This window comes from Thermobrachium celere DSM 8682 (genome assembly GCF_000430995.1).
In the GTDB taxonomy this organism is placed as follows: Bacteria; Bacillota; Clostridia; order Clostridiales; family Caloramatoraceae; genus Thermobrachium; species Thermobrachium celere.
Genome location: NZ_HF951986.1, coordinates 5,922 through 6,453, shown reverse-complemented (window position 1 = coordinate 6,453; position 532 = coordinate 5,922). Strand labels below are relative to the sequence as shown.

Here is a 532-nt window from a genome sequence, read left to right as displayed (position 1 = left end):
TGTATAGGCAGGKCTTATTATTACAGGATAGCCTATTCTCTTTGCAAATTTTATTCCATCCTCGAGGTTTGTAACAATCTCACTTTCAATTATTGGCTGATTAATCTTTTTCATAAGCTCCCTAAAGAGCTCCCTNTAAAACTTCCCCACGCTTTATGGCTTCAATCTTTGTACCTATAACATTAACATTATATTTTTGAAGTATCCCTTTTCATAAAGTTCAACCGCTAAATTTAGTCCTGTCTGTCCACCCATTCCTGCAAGTAGTGAATCTGGCCTTTCCTTTTCTATTATCCTCTCTAAAACCTCTACTGTTAAAGGTTCAATGTACACCTTATCTGCAACCTCTTTATCCGTCATAATGGTGGCAGGATTTGAATTTACCAGTACAACCTCTATTCCTTCCTCTTTTATAGCCATACAAGCCTGTGTTCCTGAATAATCAAACTCTGCTGCTTGTCCTATAACTATTGGTCCTGAACCTATAACAAGTACCTTTTTTATATTCCTATTTAGTGGCATAGTATCCCTC

The 532-nt window shown here is 36.8% G+C and carries 1 pseudogene; it reads right to left on the bottom strand.

Annotated elements, in window-relative coordinates:
• A pseudogene (locus TCEL_RS00010) lies at positions 1–522 on the bottom strand (carbamoyl phosphate synthase preATP-grasp domain-containing protein); the annotation flags it as partial.
• Positions 523–532 lie beyond the last annotated feature (10 nt).